The sequence below is a fragment of the Geobacillus uzenensis genome, assembly GCF_002217665.1.
Lineage (GTDB): Bacteria > Bacillota > Bacilli > Bacillales > Anoxybacillaceae > Geobacillus > Geobacillus subterraneus.
Genome location: NZ_NEWL01000003.1, coordinates 1 through 15,652, shown reverse-complemented (window position 1 = coordinate 15,652; position 15,652 = coordinate 1). Strand labels below are relative to the sequence as shown.

Annotated in this window: 12 protein-coding genes, 4 tRNA genes, 5 pseudogenes and 1 other annotated feature; of the genes and pseudogenes, 7 read left to right on the top strand and 14 right to left on the bottom strand. The window is 45.6% G+C overall.

Annotation, left to right across the window (positions count from 1 at the left end):
* Position 1 precedes the first annotated feature (1 nt).
* From B9L21_RS05240 to B9L21_RS05225, 5 genes and pseudogenes are all read right to left on the bottom strand, one after another.
* A complete protein-coding gene (locus tag B9L21_RS05240; protein WP_063164653.1) occupies positions 2-880 on the bottom strand; it encodes an IS982-like element ISGsp1 family transposase in 879 nt (292 codons plus the stop codon).
* Between the two features lie 197 nt (positions 881-1,077).
* The gene (locus tag B9L21_RS17265) at positions 1,078-1,551 is read right to left on the bottom strand and encodes a hypothetical protein (RefSeq protein ID WP_143424841.1); all 474 of its coding nucleotides are present in this window, start codon (positions 1,549-1,551) and stop codon (positions 1,078-1,080) included.
* A 20-nt stretch (positions 1,552-1,571) separates the two neighbouring features.
* Positions 1,572-1,730: pseudogene (locus tag B9L21_RS17260) on the bottom strand (IS4 family transposase); the annotation flags it as partial.
* A gap of 380 nt (positions 1,731-2,110) precedes the next feature.
* Positions 2,111-2,683: a hypothetical protein gene (locus tag B9L21_RS05230; RefSeq protein ID WP_043967667.1), complete on the bottom strand. Its 573-nt coding sequence runs from the start codon at positions 2,681-2,683 to the stop codon at positions 2,111-2,113.
* Between the two features lie 7 nt (positions 2,684-2,690).
* Entirely contained in the window at positions 2,691-3,050 is a 360-nt protein-coding gene (locus B9L21_RS05225; RefSeq protein ID WP_143424840.1) for a hypothetical protein, read from the bottom strand.
* A 13-nt stretch (positions 3,051-3,063) separates the two neighbouring features.
* On the opposite strand from B9L21_RS05225, the pseudogene B9L21_RS05220 reads away from it, so the two are divergent.
* Both B9L21_RS05220 and B9L21_RS05215 read left to right on the top strand, forming a co-directional pair.
* Positions 3,064-3,645 (top strand): annotated as a pseudogene (locus B9L21_RS05220) (IS66 family transposase); the annotation flags it as partial.
* Positions 3,646-3,771: 126 nt separating this feature from the next.
* Positions 3,772-4,380: pseudogene (locus tag B9L21_RS05215) on the top strand (RNA-guided endonuclease InsQ/TnpB family protein); the annotation flags it as partial.
* Between the two features lie 227 nt (positions 4,381-4,607).
* Here the strand turns inward: B9L21_RS05215 and B9L21_RS05210 are convergent.
* From B9L21_RS05210 to B9L21_RS17875, 3 genes and pseudogenes are all read right to left on the bottom strand, one after another.
* A pseudogene (locus tag B9L21_RS05210) lies at positions 4,608-4,988 on the bottom strand (UPF0236 family transposase-like protein); the annotation flags it as partial.
* A gap of 127 nt (positions 4,989-5,115) precedes the next feature.
* Positions 5,116-6,774 carry an IS1634 family transposase gene (locus tag B9L21_RS05205; RefSeq protein ID WP_063165521.1) on the bottom strand — a complete coding sequence of 553 codons (1,659 nt, stop codon included), beginning with the start codon at positions 6,772-6,774 and terminating at the stop codon, positions 5,116-5,118.
* A gap of 92 nt (positions 6,775-6,866) precedes the next feature.
* Positions 6,867-7,100, bottom strand: a pseudogene (locus tag B9L21_RS17875) (UPF0236 family transposase-like protein); the annotation flags it as partial.
* 237 nt (positions 7,101-7,337) lie between these two features.
* Between B9L21_RS17875 and B9L21_RS05195 the strand changes: the two are divergent.
* Positions 7,338-8,506 (top strand): IS3 family transposase gene (locus tag B9L21_RS05195; RefSeq protein WP_089134985.1). Its coding sequence is split into 2 segments (ribosomal slippage): positions 7,338-7,605 and positions 7,605-8,506, totalling 1,170 coding nucleotides; the frame shifts between segments, so codons are not numbered across the junction.
* A 591-nt stretch (positions 8,507-9,097) separates the two neighbouring features.
* A complete protein-coding gene (locus B9L21_RS05190; RefSeq protein ID WP_008881892.1) occupies positions 9,098-9,976 on the top strand; it encodes an IS982 family transposase in 879 nt (292 codons plus the stop codon).
* 145 nt (positions 9,977-10,121) lie between these two features.
* Here B9L21_RS05190 and B9L21_RS05185 read toward each other — a convergent pair whose 3' ends face one another.
* Complete coding sequence (locus B9L21_RS05185) at positions 10,122-10,829, bottom strand: N-acetylmuramoyl-L-alanine amidase (RefSeq protein ID WP_063165520.1); 708 nt, start codon at positions 10,827-10,829, stop codon at positions 10,122-10,124.
* Positions 10,830-10,995: 166 nt separating this feature from the next.
* Between B9L21_RS05185 and B9L21_RS05180 the strand changes: the two genes are divergently transcribed.
* Genes B9L21_RS05180 through B9L21_RS05170 form a run of 3 tightly spaced genes read left to right on the top strand, consistent with a single transcriptional unit; the run spans position 10,996 to position 13,079 of the window.
* Positions 10,996-11,442: a helix-turn-helix domain-containing protein gene (locus B9L21_RS05180; protein ID WP_013144062.1), complete on the top strand. Its 447-nt coding sequence runs from the start codon at positions 10,996-10,998 to the stop codon at positions 11,440-11,442.
* A gap of 20 nt (positions 11,443-11,462) precedes the next feature.
* Positions 11,463-11,903 (top strand): ImmA/IrrE family metallo-endopeptidase, encoded by a 441-nt coding sequence (locus B9L21_RS05175; RefSeq protein WP_063165519.1) that lies wholly within the window; start codon positions 11,463-11,465, stop codon positions 11,901-11,903.
* A gap of 42 nt (positions 11,904-11,945) precedes the next feature.
* Entirely contained in the window at positions 11,946-13,079 is a 1,134-nt protein-coding gene (locus B9L21_RS05170) for a tyrosine-type recombinase/integrase (protein WP_063165518.1), read from the top strand.
* A 132-nt stretch (positions 13,080-13,211) separates the two neighbouring features.
* Here the strand turns inward: B9L21_RS05170 and B9L21_RS05165 are convergent.
* The 5 genes from B9L21_RS05165 to B9L21_RS05145 form a co-directional block, all read right to left on the bottom strand.
* Positions 13,212-13,288 (bottom strand) — tRNA-Arg (locus B9L21_RS05165).
* A 189-nt stretch (positions 13,289-13,477) separates the two neighbouring features.
* Positions 13,478-13,548 (bottom strand) — tRNA-Gly (locus tag B9L21_RS05160).
* A 102-nt stretch (positions 13,549-13,650) separates the two neighbouring features.
* Positions 13,651-13,724 (bottom strand) — tRNA-Arg (locus B9L21_RS05155).
* A 9-nt stretch (positions 13,725-13,733) separates the two neighbouring features.
* A tRNA-Gly gene (locus tag B9L21_RS05150) sits at positions 13,734-13,805 on the bottom strand.
* Positions 13,806-13,819: 14 nt separating this feature from the next.
* A complete protein-coding gene (locus B9L21_RS05145) occupies positions 13,820-14,029 on the bottom strand; it encodes a hypothetical protein (protein WP_063165517.1) in 210 nt (69 codons plus the stop codon).
* 95 nt (positions 14,030-14,124) lie between these two features.
* Positions 14,125-14,224 (bottom strand) — a sequence feature (23S ribosomal RNA rRNA prediction is too short).
* Between the last annotated feature and the right edge of the window lie 1,428 nt (positions 14,225-15,652).

The following is a 15,652-nucleotide window of genomic DNA, read 5'->3' as shown; positions in this document are numbered from 1 at the left end:
GTCAGCGCTCAACCAGCCCTAGTGTGACCAAGGAATAAGCCAACAAGATGCCATCGAGTGCCACTTCAAACCCGGCCATGGAATTCGCTCGAATGTCGGTGATCCGGTATTGGTCTACGAGAATCGAAAACACCGTCTCGATGACTTTGCGTTTTTTCCTGATCCATTCTTCCCATGCCTTGGATGGGCCGTGCTTTTGATGGTGTCGAGACGGTGTCCAGAACGCGGCTTGGTGTTCTTCGTACAGCTTTTCTCGAAGAGCGTGGCTGATGTACCCTTTGTCCCCAAAGTTGTAGGGATGAGGGATTTGAGTCATCACCGTTTCAGCGGCTTTGACGTCGTGGCAGGACGCTTCCGTCACGACATAGCCCATGGCCAGCCCTTGATTGGTCACTTGAAGATGCAGCTTGAAACCGTAGTACCATTGCTTTTTGGAAGCACAATACCCCATATCTGCGATCCCTCGAAATCGCTTGACGCGCTGCATTCTCACGGGATGGCACAACGGAAGAGGCAAGCTGTCGACGACCGCATAAGCATGGTGTTGGCCACGTTTCGCCAGCTCATGACGGATCCATTTGATGGCGAAACCAAGCGCCCGGCAGCGGCGGTTGTATCGGGAGCGTTCAAGAAACGAGCCGTTTGTGAACAAATTTCCCGTGACAAAACGATGCCAGGCTCGTTCGGAAGAAAAGCCCAGCAGCTTCCCCAAAAGGTGAACCGCCATGACCACTTCGTCTTCTTGCTTGACCAAGTGACGGTTGCGGCGATGAAGATCCATTTGAATCAACGACAGTTGGGCAGAAACAAAACAGAAAATAGCGGCATATTGTTTTTGAAGTTTGGCTGGATCTGTAGTAAAATGAAAGTGCTCTTGCATGGGGGATCTCTCCTTTCGAATGTTGGGTGACACTTTCATTCTACTGGAGATCCGCCAGCAAGGGCTATTTTTATGCTTGTTTTTGAAGTTTGGCTGGATCTGTAGTAAAATGAAAGTGCTCTTGCATGGGGGATCTCTCCTTTCGAATGTTGGGTGACACTTTCATTCTACTGGAGATCCGCCAGCAAGGGCTATTTTTATGCTTGATCAAGTTTATCTAGCACCACGGGTAAAATGTTCATTGTTCCCGGTAATACAAATGGAATAAAAGATAACTTGATCATGCCTGCCTCATTAAATCTTTCTACTAAAGATGGTATCCATAGAATGGGAATGGATGATATAAGCCCAACAAATAGTAACAAAAATAAACTATTTACTTTCTTTTTACCGGCAATAGAAGCCTTGCTATATGAAAAACCGTGTTCAACATTTACACTTGCCATGACTAAAAACAAAATGAATGATAAGAAAATGTATATACTTAAAGGAATACTGAAAATGATAGCCCCTACTCCAAATCCTATAAGTTTCGCTAAATTCCCAGCTATACTAATTTTCACCATACCGCCAAATAAGCGTTTCTCCTCTTCGAATATTTTTCTTTCCAAACTTCTTCCGACATACGAAGAAGAGAAAACTGAAATGGCGTATACAGCTAATAAGATCATTCCTTGATCACGAGTGTTGATTATCCAAAATTAGACATACGTCTTCCATAAATTTGGGCATACTCAAACAAAGCAGCGGCCATCCCGGATTTCCAATCGAGAGGAAGCTGCCCAGAGAAAAAACGGCGAACGAACGAAATGAAGGAAAGAGAGACGTTCGTCTGTTTTTTTATGTCTTCTGTTGGCAGGCGAAACGATCGATCGAGTTCTTTCCGCTACCTAGGGCATTTTCTATGACCGAAATGCCCTATTTGTGCTGGGCTTTTTTATACACTAGCACTGGGGTGAATAGTTACCTAACCGGTCATAAATCTGTTATAAGTTTTTTCGACTGACGGAGACAAGTCTATGACTTGCTTCCGTCAGTCGAAAAACAACTTGGTCCTTTGATGAAAAATTCGAAAAGATGAAACATCAAATTCAATTTATTTAAATTTATATAATAAATTGAAAATTATAATAGTTCCTGCTCCTTGGAAACTTTTTTGGTCACTCTCTATGATTTACAAGATGGTAGGCTTTTTATATGTGCATTTATGCATTCATAACAAGTTTTTAACTAATTGAACAATGCGTCATATAATTCATCTACTGTTGGTCGTTTTGTTTCAGGAGATATGATTATCATTTTTTCGTTTTTATTTTTCCAACTAACAGGCGGCGCATTATAAACCACTTGTAAATAAAAAGTTGTATTTTTTAACTGCAAGTCTTTTTTTTCCGTCATAACCACTAATTCTTTATAGTAGTTCTCTACAAGATCATGAGAAAATATATCACACATATGTTTACCAATTCCCCAGTACCAAGACTCGAAGGATTTTTTAATATCTTCATAAAGTTTCATTCCTGCATGATCAATTTTAAATAAATCATAGTAATGAAACTTATTATTAATCCACCATTCTAAGTCCACTCTATCATTCATATCATAAGAATCAAAGATAGCTGTCCATAAATTCCGAGCTTTCATATTCATTTCGTTATAATCCAATAGCGCAGTTTCTTTCAACGGTAACCAAGGAAATTTAGAAGTTTTATGTGATTTATGATAGTTTTCGTATAGATTATGTATATAAATTAAGAAATTTAAATTGATCGAGCAGGAATTTTGTAAAAAAAAGTTATTCATTTTTTACCTACCTTTCCATCATTTTTTCAACAAACTTTTCACCTTTTAAGGCTTGATTTACTACATTTAACATTTTATCAATATTAATTTCTTCTTTATAACCTTTTCCATATATTTTACCACTATTACCAATATAGGCAAAACTATACCCCTTTTGTTTTCTAAATTTTTCGTATGTCTCATCATCAAAATTTGGAATATATTGTTCATCTGTAAATACTAACTTTTTAAAATAAACGTATGTAGGATTTCCATACCCCACTACTATGATGGGGTAGTTTTTTTGTTTGTAACTATTCAGCCACATCATAAAGTGAGCTGAATATTTTCTTCTTTCCTTGTCTATGATGTGAATATTGATAGACAAGGAGGTGAATCGCATGTTGATGGTACAACAAGCTGTATTTACAGTTGAGAGCTTAATCGGCAAAGTTCAACAACAAAAACAGCTCATTCATCAACTCATTCAAGAAAATGAACATTTGCGTCACGAAAACAAACAACTACGCAAAGAAAATGAACAACTGAAGTACCGTGTTCAAGAGCTGGAAGCACGCACGAAAAAAAACAGCTCTAATAGCCATTTGCCCCCATCTTCTGACCGTTTTGCCAACACACGTTCTTCTCGTCTGCATGTCGCGTGTACATCGAGATATACATACTTGGCTCCTCACGCTTCTCGTGGAAAAAAAGCGACCGATGATATCGGGATTCTTCCCCGATATGAAGGGACGATGATGCACGATGCGTTCGGTACGTATCCGAAATACACACATGCCACCCATGCCCTTTGTCATGCCCACCATTTGCGTGAGTTAAAAGGATTCATCGAACAGGGGCATACGTGGGCGATGCGCATGACCACGTTTCTGTTAGCCGCCAAGCAAGCCGTCGAAGCCCATCACGGTGCACTTTCCGAAGAAGAAGCGAGACGGTGGGAACGAGTGTATGATCGCATCCTAGTTATGTCTTCTGTTGGCAGGCGAAACGATCGATCGAGTTCTTTCCGCTACCTAGGGCATTTTCTATGACCGAAATGCCCTATTTGTGCTGGGCTTTTTTATACACTAGCACTGGGGTGAATAGTTACCAACATGGTCAACGACAATATTAAGCTAGAGAATGGTTATATCAAACTGCCAAAAATCAAAAAGCCAATAAGAGTGAAACAGCATAGAGAAATACCTGCTGATTACAAAATCAAATCTTGTACAATTTCTAAAACAAAGACAGGTAAATACTATATTTCGATTTTGACAGAATATGAGAAAAATATCAGTTCAGTAAAGATTCAGAAAGTAGTTGGTTTAGATTTTGCGATGGATGGTCTATATGTCGATAGTGAACGAGGTGAGAAAGCCAATTACCCACGTTACTATCGTCAAGCCTTAGACAAATTAGCAAAAGCACAACGAATACTTTCCCGAAGAAAGAAAGGTTCTACAAGATGGGAAAAACAACGTCTGAAAGTAGCTAAGCTGTATGAAAAGACAGCTAATCAGCGCAGAAACTTTCTTCATCACAAGTCAAAAGAATTAGCCGCAAACTATGACGCTGTGATTATTGAGGACTTAGACATGAAAAGCATGTCTCAAGCCCTCAACTTTGGAAAAAGCGTTCATGATAACGGCTGGGGTATGTTCACCACTTTCTTGGAATACAAGTTAAAAGAACAAGGAAAACAGCTTGTAAAAATAGGTAACTGTAGATGAGCAAATTCACTAACATAAATTGACAACCAAACAAAAAAGGAGACATGAACCCGACTCCTTGGTTAAAATAGATGTGCTAACCAACCATTCACAAGGAGGTTCATGTCTCATGAATAGATTAGCACATCATCAAGGAATCCACAAGTTTTTCTTCGCATTGGAGTCAGTCAAGACTTTGTGGAGAACATTTTTTCGGTTCACTACGGGCGTTGTCAATCACTAGTTAGCGAACCATTTTCAGGAATTAATATCGTAAGCGCTTTCGGACTCTCATCCCTCATCTTGAGCGCTTGATGGATCGGCGTCCCGGATGACCGCTGCAGACACGGTAGATTCTGACGCACCACATCTGCCCATAACCGTCCGGCCTTCCGTTTGGCCTGTTCGATCCGCTTGGACTTTGTTGAGGCCGAGGCTGCCGTTCGGGTCTCTTCTTCCTCCACCAACTGCCCATTTCTCCGCCAAATCCCGTCGATTCGGGCTGCCATCGCCCTCAGAAACGCCCGAAGCCCTTGGTCTTTCCAGCTGCGGCGGGATTTCACCCGATGCGCAAACCGGCTCATCACGCTCTCGGCGTGGCCCATCGGACGCACTCACATTTCGCACCCTAACAAGGTCAAAACAAAGGATTTTTTATTTAGTTTTTCAGAATAACTTTTTGACCAACACAACGAGCGATGGCAATCCTTTTTTTACCATCGCTGGTCGTTCCGTATCACGTTACACGTAGATGCTCTCATCCATGCCCAATCCCTGCAGAATCCTTCGCTGATCAGGGGTAAGGGAGCGATCCAGTGAGCGTTGGATGCGCCCATCCGGCAGCTTGAACAGGACGACGTTCACATATTGAAACAGCTGAAAAATCGCCTGTCCCGTCGGCCGGGTCAGCTTGCGGCCTCCAGGACCCTTCAACGGGTGTTCTGGAGTAATAAACTGACGCACTCGGCGCTGAAAAACGCGGTAAATCGCCAAGGCCAACAGAAACAAATAGCCTAATACTGCGACCCGTTCTGGTTTTTTGACGTAAATCTCATCCGTGAAAAACGGATCTTTCAAAAAAGCGAAGTTCATTTCCACCGAGATCTGCCCTTTATACAGCTTCAAGATCTCTTGGGCATCCATGGGTTGGCCCTTCCATTCCTTCGGAACGGTCGTGACAAGGACAAACCGGGACGCTTTCCGTCTTGCCTGTTCCCACGCGTCTTGGTCGAATTCGACGTCAAGGTGCAAGAAATACAGCGTCTCCACCTCGGGTTCCGCCCCTTTTTTCGGCCGTCCGCGCCGTTTTTTCAGGCGTACGGTCTCTTCGACCGCGGCCTCAACCCGATGAAACCGGGGGCGAAGGGACGCCTTGAGGGACGCCAAGGCTTGTTCGGCATCTTCCCGGCAGGAGAAGGGGTGGCGTTCCCAACGGGCTTGTTCCTCGCGAAGAAGCTCCGCTTCTTTGGTTCGTTCTTTTTCAAGCGTCTTTCCTTTTCGCTGGTCGAGCGCGCTCGATTCAACAACGATCAGCCGAACGGGGTGGCCTTCATAGGTCGAGGCCGTTTCCCATACCCGGTACGTGGCGCCGTTTCTCTCCGCCAACGTAAAGGGATCGCTCCACGTCGTGTCCTCAGCATCCGCTTCGGCCAGCGCGGTTTTCACGATCCGGAGCGACGAAGGGCCTCTGGTGATCAAAAAGGCGTTGGCCGCTTTGGTTTGCGCCAGGGTCTCTTTCGTCATCGCGGCAGAATCGGCCACGTAAATCCATTCGTCTTCGATTTTGGCCTGCTTCAGCTGTTCATGGACACGAGACAGCACCTCGGGATTCCATGTTTTATCGGGCAGGTTGCCATCGTGCACATCGCCGTAAAACGGGATGCCGTCCTCGTTGCCGACCAGTCCGAAACCGATCTGTTTTTGCCAACGATGATGGCGGTTGTAGCCATGTGTGATTTGTAAGGCCTCTAACGAGGCCGATTCATACGCGCCGTAAACGGTCTTGTCCGTCGTATCGGCGTGGAAGGCTCGGAGGGAAAGGCCTTCTTTGCGATAAATATGAATCAAGCAAGTGCTGATGACGTTGTGAATGCCAGCCTCATACAGGCGATCGAGATGACGGGCCAACGCATCGTCGTTCAACCAGGAAGGATGGAGATCGGGACGGATGAGTTTCTCACAATCGACCTCCTGAGCCCAATGTTCCAAGTGAACAAGGGCTTGCCGGCCGTCAAACACATTGTAGAGGATGGCCTGAACGGCATCGCTGACTCGCGTTTGGCACTGCGGATCGACGGGCACGAGATGGTCAATCAATTGAGGCAGACCCAGTTTCTTGAATAGGGCACTTATTATATTCAAATAAGAATTGCGATAGACCTTTTTGACTTGAACGTTCATAAGAGAAAAACTCCTTTACGTTCCTTGTGTGTCAAGGATTCATTCGACATCGGAACGAAAAAATCCTCCCGATTTTCGTCGAGAGGGTGCGAAATGTGAGCGGCCAGCTGTTGTTCTTTGCCTTCGTCCCCCAACGTGCCGACCGCGCTGTTCAGCTCGACCAAAAGTCCTTCTTCGTCTTGTTTCGCCAGCTTCCTCCGCACCTCCCGCCAACGCGGATGGCCGGACAGACACTGACGCAGCTCCCGCGCCACATGAAATCGATCCAGCTGAAAGCACGCCCGCTTCCCAAAATACTCCCGGCAGGCCGTGATCCACGACGCGATGTTGACCATCACCATCATAGCAGGGAGAGAGTCCTTTTTGCATGACATTTGCTTTTTTCTACCGCGCTTCGCTTGGTGGCCCCGACGAGCGTCGCGAACAAAAGTTCGCAACCCTCGTCGGGGAATCATTCCTGAATGTCACCCACAAATATTTTACTCACACTAGTCTAAAAAGTGGACACGGAGAACAGAGAGATTATAATAAACTTAATTACAATAGGTTCGAGGTGTCCAATCATGAAAAAGAGAGCATTTGATAAAGAGTACAAGATTCAAGCGGTTGAGTTATGCTTGGAGGGGGACAAGTCCATCGCTCAAGTGGCAAAAGAGTTAGGTTTGGCTTACAACACTCTTCACCGTTGGGTTAAAGAATACAAAGAAAGCGACGGAAAGAGTTTTGTGGGTTCAGGCCATATCAAGCCGCAAAATCAAGAAATCATTGAATTACGCCGTCGTAATCAAGAATTGGAGGAGGAATTAGCGATCCTAAAAAAGGCGCTAGGCATCTTCACCAGAAACCAGAAGTAATTTACGCGTTCATTTTTCAACATCGAAATGAATTTCTTGTTGTGAAGATGTGTCAAGTGCTCGGTGTTTCAAGAAGTGGGTATTACGATTGGCTCAAGCGCGCGAAAAGTAAACAGAAAGAACGAAAAGAACAACTAACTCAACAGATTCGAAATGAGTATCTAAAGTCCCGTAAGATTTACGGAAGCCCAAAAATTACGCAAGAACTGCGCAAACAAGGGATTCGTGTGTCTCAAAAGACGGTCGCTCGCATCATGAGCGAAGAAGGATTGAGATCCATTACCGTCCGTAAATTCAAAGCCACTACGAACATCAACCATCCTTACAACGTATATGACAATCTATTGAAACAAAACTTCCAAGCAACGGCTCCGAATGAAGTATGGATGGCGGATATTACGTACATTCCTACCGACGAAGGTTGGTTGTATTTAGCGAGCATCATGGATTTATATACTCGCAAGATTGTAGGATGGTATATCGATACACGAATGACGAAAGAATTAGTCATCAAAGCGTTACAACGAGCGTTAAACAACGAGAAACCAACAGGGAGAGTCCTTCATCACTCGGATCGTGGGAGCCAATATGCTTCGAATGACTATCAACAGCTCTTACAGGAACATCATTTTCAAGTGAGCATGTCGAGACGTGGAAACTGTTACGACAACGCTTGTATCGAGTCATTTCATAGCCTCATCAAGAAAGAGTGTATTTATCTGAATCGATTCCGCACGCGAAAAGAAGCGAAACAAGCCATTTTTGAGTACATCGAATGCTTCTACAACCGTAAAAGAAGTCATTCCGCCCTTGGCTATGTATCGCCATGTGAATTGGAGGCTGCTTACTACGCTAATCAGAGAAAAGTAGCTGCCTAAGTTCAGCTATTTCTCTCTGTTTAATGTGTCCGTTTTCTTGACATAACACCACATTTTTATCATACAACTTCTTGTTCATCAAAACAAAAAGCCCCATCACCAAAATGGGCGCAGCTTGATTTTCACTTTTAGTTTTCGCTAAAATACGATAGAGTTTGTCTGGATCTCACATTTCGCACCCTAACAAGGTCAAAACAAAGGATTTTTTATTTAGTTTTTCAGAATAACTTTTTGACCAACACAACGAGCGATGGCAATCCTTTTTTTACCATCGCTGGTCGTTCCGTATCACATAGACCTTTTTGACTTGAACGTTCATAAGAGAAAAACTCCTTTACGTTCCTTGTGTGTCAAGGATTCATTCGACATCGGAACGAAAAAATCCTCCCGATTTTCGTCGAGAGGGTGCGAAATGTGAGCTGGATAATGCTTTTGACCTTTATTTATTCAGCAAAATATACCGATAAAAGAATAGGGAACATATAGATAAACCCGTGGTGCTAGATAAAATCTCAAGACATAAAAACAGCCCTTGCATGAGGATCTCCTTTAAAATGAAAGTGCGAACAAACATCCAAAAGGAGAAGTCCCATGCAAGAGCACTTTCATTTTACAATAGACCAAGCAAAAATTCAAAAGCAATATGCCGCGATCTTATTCTTTGTATCAGAACAATTGCCTTGTATCCAGATGTATTTACAACGTCGAAATTGTCATTTGTTGAAGCAAGAGGATGAGGTCATCATCGCCATTCACATTCTTGGAAAATTGCTGGGGTTTACTTCGGAACGGGCTTGGCATCGATTTGTCATTGGAAACCTGTTCACAAAGGAAATGTTCCCAGAGCGCTCTCGATACAACCGTCGATGCCGGTCGTTGCGTTGGGCGATCAAATGGATTCGTCACCAACTCGCCAAACGTGGACAACATCACGCTTATGCGGTGGTGGATAGCTTACCCATTGAACTCTGCCACCACGCACGAATGTATCGCGTCAAACGATTTCAAGGAATCGCAGATATTGGGTATTGTGCATCCAAAAAGATGGCTTACTATGGATTTAAGCTTCATCTTCAGATTACCGACCAAGCGCTTCCGATGGGATATGTCCTGACCGAAGCATCCTGCCACGACCGGACAGCTGCGGAAACCGTGATGGCCCAACTTCCTCATCCGTATACACTTGGCGACAAAGGATATGTGAGCCAAGCCTTGCAAAAGAAACTATACGATGAATACAAAATCGCTTTTTGGACGCCTGCTCGGAAAAATCAACGAGTTGCGCAATCAAAAAAATGGAAACAATGGATGAAGCAAAAACGCAAAATCGTCGAAACTGCGTTCTCGGTTTTAGTGGATTCATTTCGGATTACGGAAATTCGTGCCAATTCGGTTTCTGGATTTGAAACAGCGCTTGATGGCATTTTATTGGCCCATTCTCTCGTTGTTCTTGGGCTAGTGGAGCGTTGACGCTCAACTAGCACCACGGGTTAATTATTCAATGATTCTTCAAAATGCAAAAATCAGGCCCACTAAAAAATCCCCTGCCAAAATGTAGAGGCAGGGGATTCATTATACAAACAACTCTGTGAACAGCGGGAGATACTTCAAACCATCATGCTCGATACTCGTCTATAAAAGATTCAATTCCCTTGGCTTTCAATTCCTTTACCCGTCGTTCGGCGTTCTCTCGCTCCACAAAACTTCCGGCCACAACGCGGTAAAAGACTTTCCCACCTACCGACGGTCGAGAAGGTTTTTTGTTTGCTTTCGGTTTCCACCCATGCGCTTTGGCTAGTCCATGCGCATGCGCCAATGCAATTTTCCGCAGGTTGGCATCCGACTTCAGAAAATCGGCATCGTCCTTGTTGTCGATAAACCCGTTTTCCGTTAGAACGGCAGGCATTTTCGTCTCGCGAAGGACGGCATAATCCGCTTCTTTCTTCCCTCGGTTCTTGAATTTCGTTTCGGCGACAATGGTATCATGCAACACATTTCGCAACGCCTGTGTTTTTGACTTACTAGAATACGAACCGCGGTAAATATACGACTCGAATCCCTCGCCGCCTCCGGCGTTGATGTGAATACTGCAAAAATGATCCGCGTTTAGGCGGTTGGCAAAGGCGGCGCGCTCGCTCAAGCTGACAAAGACGTCTTTTTCGCGCGTGAGGTAGACTTTGACGCCTTCATACAGCTCATAAATGTAGTCGCGCGTATAGAGCGCAATTTTCAGCGTCAAATCCTTTTCGCGAAGTCCGTTCGCCGTTGCGCCGGGATCATAGCCCCCGTGCCCCGGATCGATCACTTGGATGAAGTCAGACATATTCACCCCTCCCTCCTTTCTTAAGTTAACCTCTTGTTAACTACATTATAGATTAACTTATAGTTAACTGTCAATAAAAAATTTCTAATTTGTTAACAAGATTTACGTTAGCTTTTTGTTAACTTATAATATCTGTAGAGTTATTAAATTAACGGGAGGTTTACAAATGAGTTTCCCTCAAAGACTAAGAATGTTAAGAAAAGCAAAAGGTTTAACACAAGAAGAACTGGGACGAAAGGTTAATGTTACTAAAGTATCAATTTCGGGATATGAGAGTGGAAATAGAACACCAGACATGGATACTTTAAAAGCTTTGGCTGATGCATTGGATGTAAGTATTGACTACCTATTAGGACGGGATAATACCCAACCCACCGACACCAAGCTCCCCGCCCTCACCGAGAAAGACGAGCGCGACATCCAAAAGGAGCTGGAAAAGATCATCAAAGGACTCAAAACAGGAAGCGGTTTCGCCGCATTCGGCGGAGTGGACATCGACGAACTCGACGAAGAGGATCGGGAGCTACTGATCGCATCTCTGGAAAACTCGCTCCGCCTCGCCAAGCGCATCGCAAAGCAAAAATTCACGCCGAAGAAATATCGAAAAGAATAACCATCTCCAGGGGGTTCGCTATGGCTGAAAAGATCAAACAAATTGTAGAGAAGATGATCCGAAAGCACGGCACGAACAACCCCTTTGAGATCGCATCACAGAAAGGCATTGTGCTGTTGTTTGAGCCGCTGGGCGGGATATACGGGTATCATCATACGTTCCGTCGGATTCAAATTATCCATATTAACGATGAGTTGGACGAGCCAACGCAACGCTTCGTTTGCGCGCACGAGCTGGGGCATGCGGTTTTGCATCCCGAACTTAGCACTTCATTTTTGCGAAAAAACACACTTTTCTGTATGGACAAAGTGGAAAGGGAAGTGAATGAGTTTGCGGTGGAATTGCTTCTGTCCGATGATGTTCTCTATACATACCGCGGCACTGATGCAACCATTTACGAGGCCGCGGCGGCGTACGGCATCCCCAAGGAGGTGGTGCATCTAAAAAATTTTGACCACTGAACCAAACATATATTCTACACTTTTGCAAGGGGAGGAGATGACATGGCTAGCATTCAAAAAACCAAGAGCGGCTGGCGCTATCGTGTTTCCTACAAAGAAAATGGGAAATACAAAACGAAAACGAAAGGAGGTTTTCGGACGAAGAAAGAAGCGGAGCTTGCGGCTGCTGAATTAGAGAAACAACTGCACAAGGGATACGACATCAACGCAGGGGATCAACTCTTCTCTGAATATATGCGGAATTGGTTCGAGTTGTATAAAAAGGGGAAATACAGCTTAGCGCACGAAAGAAACATTGAGTTATCTGTTCAATTGGTTGAAGAATATTTCGCTGGGGTTAAATTGAAAGATTTGACGCGCGACATGTACCAAAAGTTCATCAACGAAATCGGCAAAAACCATACGACAGCGACAGTACGAAAACGACACACATATATTAAGTCGTGCCTCCGTGATGCGATTGAAGAAGGAATTATCACCCGTGATCCCACGTATAAAGTGGTCATAAAGGGAGAAGTAGAAGCAAAATCGGAAGAATTGAAATATCTCAATTTTGACGAAGTGAAGAAGTTGATAGCAGAAATAAAAAAGGACATGAAACCTAAATATATCTCTCGATACATCATTTTATTTGCAATCGCCACTGGTGCTCGTTTCTCGGAAATCATGGGCCTGACATGGGATTGCGTTGATTTCAAAAACAAAACAATCACGATTAATAAGACTTGGGACTTTAAAGGGGCAAATGACTTTAGCGATACAAAGACGTTCGATTCAAAACGAACCATTACGGTCGATAACGAGACGTTAAATATGCTCAAAGAACTGCGAAAGTATCAAAATGAATTAGCTATGAAAACAGGATTACGAAACACGAAAAATTTAGTGTTTATCAACTCAAAAATGGAAATTGTGACAAATAACGCAGTCAATAAAACGTTGCGATCATTATGCAAAAAAATCGGGATTAAAACGATCACTTGCCACGGGCTCCGTCATACTCACGCATCCATGCTCTTGTATAAAGGAGTAAATATCAAATACGTTTCTCGACGACTGGGCCATAAAGATATTGTAACCACTTTACAAACGTACTCGCATATTTTAGATGAGATGGAGCAAAAAGAGTCTCGGCAAGTTGATCTCGCGATGGAGGAGCTGTATCATGCCAAATAGCCGTGCAAAATTCGTGCAAAATTTTTTCGGATTCTATCGTTTTTTTCGGGATTCCCAAAAAATGAAAAATGACCGCAAATGCGGTCATATCAAGGGGTTCAGCAACTTCAACCCGAACGAATCGTATGTAGATGGCGTCCCAGGAGAGATTCGAACTCCCGACCGACGGCTTAGAAGGCCGCTGCTCTATCCTGCTGAGCTACTGGGACATAATCAACATGACACTCTAATGTTCTCGATGCCTCTTCCTCTGCCAGCCAGCTCCAAGAAGCTTGATGCGTCGGGGCAACTTGAAGCCCATTCGACGATGTCTCCCTCGTTGCTCTATCCTGCTGAGCTACTGGGATGTAATACAGATGATGCCCGAACATCCCTCACCGTTTCTCTAAATAAAGAAAAGCGGGTGATGGGAATCGAACCCACGACTTCAGCTTGGGAAGCTGAGGTTTTACCATTAAACTACACCCGCATGATTGATTAACTTGTCCTTACAACCAAGAGGAACGGTTGCAATAAAAAATATAATCATTAACCGTTTTTTTGTCAATACTTTTTTACAAAATTGATTGGACGCGCTCGAGAGGATTCGAACCCCTAACCTTCTGATCCGTAGTCAGATGCTCTATCCAATTGAGCTACGAGCGCATGACAGAGAGCGGAAGACGGGACTCGAACCCGCGACCCCCACCTTGGCAAGGTGGTGTTCTACCACTGAACTACTTCCGCATTATGAAGGAAGTTCATTCCTTCAAAACTAGATAACCGTGTGGGGGAAGAAGCCGCGGCGCTTCCGCTTTTTGTCTAGCTCCGGCCGCCATCGGCTCGCGACGCTTCGGTCCTGCTGCGGCGGCGACAGCCTCCTCGCAGGCCCTCCAGCGCGTTTCGCCGATAGGCAGGCGGCCTCTGCTTTTCGTACTGTCTAGCTCCGGCTCGCCGCCGCTCGGGGTCAAATAACCTTCTCCCTCGGGGTGCAAGCACCCCTGCGGGCGAAGAACATTTGCCCGTCGCGGCGAACCGCTCGCCTCCGCTTTTCTAGGTTAAGCCCTCGATCGATTAGTATCCGTCAGCTCCACGTGTCGCCACGCTTCCACCTCGGACCTATCGACCTCGTCATCTTCGAGGGATCTTACTCGCCTAACGCGATGGGAAATCTACGAAGTCGCTCCATTGAGCTTGCTTCTTCGCTGGTTTGCGTCGAGGAATCTGGCTCCTCTGAACCTGCTTGTAGACGCAGACGCAAACGAGAAGGAATTCTCATTCCTTCAAAACTGAACGAAACGAAAGCGCGATTTGTTAATGGTCGGTCGTTCGCGGCCTTCCCTTTTCGTATTGTCTAGCTCCAGCGCCTGGCTCTCTTCTGCCAAATAACCTGTGAAGAACATTTGGCTTCGAGATCGCCAGGATGGCGATATTTCGCCGTTGCCCGCAGGACGCGGGCGGCCTTTAGGCGAAATTTCGGCGCCTCAGCTTTTCCGGTTATCTAGTTTTCAAGGAACGAGACTACTTCATTGAATTCACTTCTCTGCAGTCTTGCGTCGAGGAATCCAGCTTCTCTGAATTCACTTGTAGACGCAAAGCGACTTCTTTGAACAAACTCTTTTCGTATTGTCTAGCTCCAGCGCCTGGCTCTCTTCTGCCAAATAACCTTCCCCCTCGGGGTGCAAGCACCCCTGCGGGTGAAGAACATTTGGCTTCGAGAGCCGATCGCGGCGCTTCCGCTTTTCGTACTGTCTAGCTCCGGCCGCCATCGGCTGAGGAATCTTGCTTCCCTGAACCTGCTAGCAGACGCAGGCACAGGCGCTTTTGAAGGAATTCTCATTCCTTCAAAACTGAACGAAACGAAAGCGCGATTTGTTAATGGTCGGCCGTTCGCGGCCTTCCCTTTTCGTATTGTCTAGCTCCAGCGCCTGGCTCTCTTCTGCCAAATAACCTTCCCCCTCGGGGTGCAAGCACCCCTGCGGGTGAAGAACATTTGGCTTCGAGAGCCGATCGCGAAGGAATTCTCATTCCTTCAAAACTGAACGAAACGAAAGCGCGATTTGTTAATGGTCGGTCGTTCGCGGCCTTCCCTTTTCGTATTGTCTAGCTCCAGCGCCTGGCTCTCTTCTGCCAAATAACCTTCCCCCTCGGGGTGCAAGCACCCCTGCGGGTGAAGAACATTTGCTCTCTTCTGCCAAATAACCTTCCCCCTCGGGGTGCAAGCACCCCTGCGGGTGAAGAACATTTGGCTTCGAGAGCCGATCGCGGCGCTTCCGCTTTTCGTACTGTCTAGCTCCGGCCGCCATCGGCTTGCGACGCTTCGGCCCTGCTGCGGCGGCATAGCCTCCTCGCAGGCCCTCCAGCGCGTTTCGCCGATAGGCGGGCGGCCTTCGCTTTTCCCCTTAGAAAGGAGGTGATCCAGCCGCACCTTCCGGTACGGCTACCTTGTTACCGTTCGCGGCCTTCCCTTTTCGTATTGTCTAGCTCCAGCGCCTGGCTCTCTTCTGCCAAATAACCTTCCCCCTCGGGGTGCAAGCACCCCTGCGGGTGAAGAACATTTGGCTTCGAGAGCCGATCGCGGCGCTTCCGCTTTT

Excerpts from the sequence above, each read along its gene's own strand:
- B9L21_RS17265 (WP_143424841.1), bottom strand. The coding sequence starts at position 1,551 with ATGATCTTATTAGCTGTATACGCCATTTCAGTTTTCTCTTCTTCGTAT.
- B9L21_RS05205 (WP_063165521.1), bottom strand. The coding sequence starts at position 6,774 with ATGAACGTTCAAGTCAAAAAGGTCTATCGCAATTCTTATTTGAATATA.
- B9L21_RS05175 (WP_063165519.1), top strand. The coding sequence starts at position 11,463 with ATGGCTGAAAAGATCAAACAAATTGTAGAGAAGATGATCCGAAAGCAC.
- B9L21_RS05170 (WP_063165518.1), top strand. The coding sequence starts at position 11,946 with ATGGCTAGCATTCAAAAAACCAAGAGCGGCTGGCGCTATCGTGTTTCC.
- B9L21_RS05180 (WP_013144062.1), top strand. The coding sequence starts at position 10,996 with ATGAGTTTCCCTCAAAGACTAAGAATGTTAAGAAAAGCAAAAGGTTTA.
- B9L21_RS05240 (WP_063164653.1), bottom strand. The coding sequence starts at position 880 with ATGCAAGAGCACTTTCATTTTACTACAGATCCAGCCAAACTTCAAAAA.
- B9L21_RS05185 (WP_063165520.1), bottom strand. The coding sequence starts at position 10,829 with ATGTCTGACTTCATCCAAGTGATCGATCCGGGGCACGGGGGCTATGAT.
- B9L21_RS05230 (WP_043967667.1), bottom strand. The coding sequence starts at position 2,683 with ATGAATAACTTTTTTTTACAAAATTCCTGCTCGATCAATTTAAATTTC.
- B9L21_RS05190 (WP_008881892.1), top strand. The coding sequence starts at position 9,098 with ATGCAAGAGCACTTTCATTTTACAATAGACCAAGCAAAAATTCAAAAG.